Raw genomic sequence first — 5,894 nt, forward strand, 5'->3', positions numbered from 1 at the left:
AGCAAGTTGAATACCACATTGGTGAAATGCATTTCATCCACAAAAATCACCGGATCCTGCGCATTCAACTCCGCCTCCAGCGTACCATTGTTTTTCTCTACTTTCAAACGGAAGGTATTCACGACTCCATTAATCAACTCATGTGCGTCAATTTCCTTTTTCTTAAGTGTCACACTCTGCCTTTCAAACATAGACATCTGCAACACCTTTTCTACCTGAAAACGTAAACGCTTTGTCTCATCATTGATGACTCCTGATATATGCTTAAACATTACAGGCGATTTACCCACTGTCGGATCATTCAGCATTTGAGCAGCCAACGATATGGTAGAAATCGGAGTTTTAAACTCATGCGTCATATTGTTGATGAAATCATTCTTAATTTCAGTCAAGCGTTTTTGACGGAAAATAATATAGATCGTAAAAATAAACGTTATCAACAACACGACTGTAAAGATGATGGAGGGAATCATAAACTTCACAGAACTGAATATGTAATTATCCAGTGTGGGGAAGAAAATATTCACAAAGCCCATCTTCGCAGGAGGATCTTTTTCAAAGAGCAAACGAGAGTAGATTTTTTCATCGTCATGCACATAATCCGAACAACGGTACACTTCTTTCCCATCCCGGTCTGTCACCGAAAAGTGATAGGGAATATCGATACCATTATTAAATAGTTCTGTTTTCAGAAAATGATCAAGCTGTTTAAAGTTGACTCTTTCTTTCAAAGGCTTGTCACTTGCTGTATAAAGAATATTGTACACCACCTCATCCAGCAATGCACGTTGATAAACATAACGTTCTTTCAGGACCTCCTGCAATGCACGTGATGTCTGCGGAATGGTTCTTCCTGTAGAGATGACCACCTTCGGCACATTTGATGGCCGATTCATAATAGTCTTCAACTCAAAAGTAGAGTAAGTAGAACCATCAGGTGCCGTAATAGTATACTGATGATGTTCTACTACATTTTCACCGGCTTCATTCTTTTCCTGATATTGCCTGGACAACAACGCTGCACGTTCTTGTGCTGCCACATCCTTCTCCAAATATTTTTTCGTTTCAACCAGTTCCAAGTTATGCACAGCCTTTCCCAAACTGCGGTTTACATTCTCTTCAAACTGACTACGCCGCATTTTGACCATCTCCTCAATATAGCTTACCTGCAAATAGAGCAAGCTCAAGAAAGACAGTCCCATCACAACTCCTAATATCCAAATAGTCGATTTTTTCATATGGACAAATTTAACAACCTGGCAAATACGACACTAATAGATTAACAAGCTTTAAATAAGATTTTATCGTATATTAACTAAAAATCAAATTTTACCTAATAGAATCTTCGCTATCTACTATTTTAAGCACCTATACATTACAAAAATAATAGAATTTTAGATTAATAACAAATAAACAGAGGGTTTTGTTTAAGCTAAGTTAAACAAAAAAAGCCGTGCTTTTTAAGAAACACGACTTTTTTATCTATAAAAATCACAACTAATATTATGCTTCGTCCTTTTCTTGCTCTTCAAATTCCTTCATCAGCTTGGTCTGTACATCCGTCGGAACCAGTTCATAGCTGGCAAATTTCATAATGAATGAAGCACGACCTCCAGTCAATGAACTCAAAGCTGTAGAGTAATTCGACATTTCTTTCAATGGAACTTTAGCACTTAACTTTTCATATCCTTTTTCACTGGTCATACCCATAATCATACCGCGACGACCTTGCATGTCACTCATCACGTCACCCAACTTGTCACTCGGAACGAATACTTCCACATCATAAATCGGTTCCAAAATCTTCGGACCTGCATTTTTAAATGCTTCACTAAACGCATGGCGACCAGCCAGCATAAAGGAAATTTCATTCGAATCTACTGGGTGCATCTTACCGTCGTACACAATAACACGTACATCACGTGCATACGAACCAGTCAACGGTCCTTGTTCCATACGACTCATGATTCCTTTCAAAATAGCCGGCATGAAACGGGCATCAATTGCTCCACCAACGACACTGTTGACAAATACGAGCTTACCACCCCATTCCAAGTCGATTACTTCCGTACCCTTCACGTTCATCTTATACTCCTGACCGTTGAACTTATACACTTCCGGAGCAGGCATACCTTCATAATAAGGTTCTACAATCAAGTGAACTTCACCAAACTGTCCGGCCCCCCCCGACTGTTTCTTATGACGATAGTCTGCACGAGCCGACTTAGTTATTGTTTCACGATACGGAATCTTAGGTTCATAGAACTGAATCTGCAACTTTTCATTGTTTTCCAGACGCCATTTCAACGTACGCAGATGGAATTCTCCCTGACCGTGCACCAGAATCTGACGCAATTCTTTAGACTGTTCTACTATCCAAGTCGGATCTTCTTCGCGCATACGGTTCAATACAGCCATCATCTTTTCTGTGTCGGCTTCATTTACCGGCTTGATAGCTCTCGTATACTTCGGATTCGGATATTTAATGAAATTGAATCGGTTCTCGCAATCCTTGCCATTCAAGGTATTGCCCGTCTTCACATCTTTCAATTTTACCGTACAGCCAATATCTCCCGCACGCAGTTCGTCTACTTTTTCACGATTGGCACCTGCACATACATAAAGCTGTGCCATACGTTCTTTCGAACCTCTGTCTGCATTGCTCAAATCATAGCCTTCATGCACTACACCACTCATTACTTTAAAGTACTGTACATCCCCAATATGAGGTTCCACTGCTGTCTTAAAGAAATAAAGAGAAGTCGGACCATTCGGATCGGGAGGAACAGGAACACCACGTGTATTGTGAACTACCGGCATTTCATCCACGAACGGTACTACATTGCCCAAGAATTCCATCAAGCGACGCACGCCCATATCTTTACCTGCACATACACAGAATACCGGAAACATACCTCTGGCAGCCAAGCCCTTACGAATACCTTCACGCATTTCATCCTCTGTCAATGATTCTGATTCAAAGAATTTCTCCATCAGGCTTTCATCATGTTCAGCCGCAGCTTCCACCAGCGTCTTATGCCATTCCTGCGCTTTTTCCATTTCTTCTGCCGGAATGTCTTCAATGGTTGGAGCACCGCCGTCCGGTCCCCAAGAATATTTCTTCATTAAAAGTACATCAATCAACGAATTGAAGTCTGGTCCTGTACTAAGCGGATACTGAACCGGAACTACTTTAGAACCATAATTCTCTTTCAACTGTTCAAGCACATGGTCAAAATCGCATTTTTCACTATCCAACTGGTTTACCAGGAAAATCACCGGCTTACCCAATTTTTCAGTATAACGGAAGTGATTCTGTGTACCCACTTCCGGACCATATTGCCCGTTCAGCAACAAGATGGCTGTATCAGTCACATTCAATGCGGTAATAGCAGCTCCCACGAAGTCATCACTTCCCGGACAGTCGATAATATTTAACTTCTTTCCGTTCCATTCTACATGATACACAGTAGAAAATACCGAATATCCGTATTCCTGCTCTACCGGGAAATAATCACTCACCGTATTCTTGGCAGTAATTCTTCCGCGACGTTTTATAATACCACTCTCATAGAGCAAAGCTTCTGTGAGAGTGGTTTTACCTGAGCCATCATTACCGAGAAGGGCAATGTTCTTGATTTCGTTTGTCTGATATACTTTCATGGTATTTCAAGATTTAGTTTAGTAACGAAAGGATATGCTTTTCATATCTCTTATTTTTTAACGAAGCGCAAATTAGAGATTATAATTCAGAAAAACAATAAAAAGTTTCGTGTTACTAAACTATGTTTTCAGACATACAAATTCATTATTTCTTCATTTTAGCAACAAATTATCCGTATCTTTACACCCACAAAACATATTCTTACAGTTAATTAATTATGGCTGGAATCTATCTTCATATCCCCTTCTGCAAACGGCGCTGTATCTACTGCGACTTCTTTTCTACCACAGAAAATAAAAAAAAGGAAGCATACATCCAAGCTCTGTCCAAAGAGTTGGAACTCCGAAAAGACTACCTGAACGGAGAATTCATCAATACCATCTATTTCGGAGGAGGCACTCCCTCCCAGTTGGAAGAAAAAGATTTTAAATACTTGTTCAATTGTATATATAAGGTATATCCGATAAACCCCAAAGCAGAAATCACATTGGAAGTAAATCCCGATGACCTGAGTTCAGAATATGTGGCCATGCTTCGCACTCTTCCATTCAACCGATTAAGCATGGGCATACAAACTTTCAAGGAAGACACTCTTCACCTGCTTCACCGTCGACACACAGCTGCTCAAGCTCAAGAGGCATACCAACGTTGTCGAGAAGCCGGTTTTCAAAATATCAGTATTGACCTAATGTATGGACTACCGGGAGAGACCTTGGAAGATTGGCAAAAAGACCTTCAAACAGCCATTCAGATGCATCCGGAACATATTTCAGCCTATCATCTGATTTATAAAGAAGACACTCCTTTATGGAAGCTGAAAAAAGCGCATCAAGTAGAAGAAACAGATGAAGATTTAAGTGTTTCCTTATTTAAGGAATTGATACATACCCTCAAAGGCAACGGATATGAACATTATGAAATTTCCAATTTCTGTCGCCCGGGATTCCAATCACGCCACAACTCCAGCTACTGGACCGGAGAAAAATACCTGGGATGCGGCCCTTCTGCTCACTCTTATGACGGGACTTCCAGACAATGGAACATAGCTTCCCTTTCTCAGTACATACAGGGTATTCAGAAGGAAACACTTTATCAGGAGAAAGAAGAGCTTGATCTGAATACACGCTATAATGATTTTATCATCACCCGCCTGCGTACTGCTGATGGTATCCCCACCCATATACTGAAAGAAACATTTGGAAAAACATTATTTGACTACTGCATGCGCATGGCTTCTCCCCATCTGCAACAAGGTTTTCTGACACTCGATAATCATGTCATGAAACTAACAGAAAAAGGGATATTTATTTCCGACGGAATCATGAGCGACCTTTTATGGGTGGAAGATTAGATTCTTTAACAATTTCCCGATAGGGGAATATCGACATTGTAGCGTTTCTATAATAAAACCCCTAAAAACAAAATGTTATGGAAACCCCTAAAACAGTTCTTCCCTTTTTCTATGCATTGTTCCTCACTGCATACAATCAAAGTGAGGCCACTAATGCCGACGAACCAGTTCAAGAAGGAAAATTCCCAACCACATCAAGCCCTGTTTCAATCGAAAATACAAGACAAACGGAAGGATCCGACTAAGAATCCTTCCAGCCAAACTATATCTTTCTTTCAGAAGTCAATACTTTTTGCCCATCTTACAAACGACAGATGCCTATCTTTCCCTTCACCGGAAAGATAAAAGGCACGTATATATGCTTCCACAGAAAGAATCTTCTGATATCCAGACAACGGAATCTGGTATTGATAAACATCACCGGGGTATATTGCCGCATACATGGTAAATTTTCCATTACTTTTTTGAAATGCGTCAATTTCCAGATAATCATGCTTAACACCCATACTATCCTGGTAGCACACCGAAACATAAGTCCCGTCAATGATGTCCAAAACACTCTGAACAAGCATCAGTTTCTCAGACGTCTGATTCTCTACAACCAGCGTAACAAATGTACGACTTCCATCAAGCATAAAATCTAAACGTACCTGTCCAATAGCTGCAAACGGGAACCAGGTTATTCCACACATCAAGCAAACAACCAGGCACATCAAGCGTTTGTCTGTCCACCCGTAAATAACGTGAGTTCGAAATAAGAATAAATATATTTCACTGATAATTAGAAACATAGCGATAAAAGTATTAAATTTATAGTGCTGAATTATAACATTTAAACGATTACCACTATGTTTCCAGAGTCTAAAGTTACAGAGATTT

Annotated in this window: 5 protein-coding genes; 2 read left to right on the plus strand and 3 right to left on the minus strand. The window is 40.1% G+C overall.

Annotated elements, in window-relative coordinates; all coding sequences use genetic code 11:
• Positions 1–1,238 (minus strand): sensor histidine kinase (locus ACMJ0U_RS01495; RefSeq protein WP_417127713.1); only part of this gene is annotated, 1,238 nt, incomplete at its 3' end.
• A 265-nt stretch (positions 1,239–1,503) separates the two neighbouring features.
• Positions 1,504–3,663: an elongation factor G gene (locus ACMJ0U_RS01500; RefSeq protein ID WP_417127715.1), complete on the minus strand. Its 2,160-nt coding sequence runs from the start codon at positions 3,661–3,663 to the stop codon at positions 1,504–1,506.
• A gap of 218 nt (positions 3,664–3,881) precedes the next feature.
• Between ACMJ0U_RS01500 and hemW the strand changes: the two genes are divergently transcribed.
• Positions 3,882–5,015, plus strand: a complete 1,134-nt coding sequence (hemW, locus tag ACMJ0U_RS01505) for a radical SAM family heme chaperone HemW (RefSeq protein ID WP_417127716.1) — start codon at positions 3,882–3,884, stop codon at positions 5,013–5,015.
• 77 nt (positions 5,016–5,092) lie between these two features.
• Complete coding sequence (locus ACMJ0U_RS01510; RefSeq protein WP_417127717.1) at positions 5,093–5,260, plus strand: hypothetical protein; 168 nt, start codon at positions 5,093–5,095, stop codon at positions 5,258–5,260.
• Between the two features lie 30 nt (positions 5,261–5,290).
• Here the strand turns inward: ACMJ0U_RS01510 and ACMJ0U_RS01515 are convergent.
• A partial coding sequence (locus ACMJ0U_RS01515; RefSeq protein WP_417127719.1) for a hypothetical protein occupies positions 5,291–5,894 on the minus strand: 604 nt, incomplete at its 5' end.

The organism is Phocaeicola sp., assembly GCF_048170425.1.
Taxonomy (GTDB): domain Bacteria; phylum Bacteroidota; class Bacteroidia; order Bacteroidales; family Bacteroidaceae; genus Phocaeicola.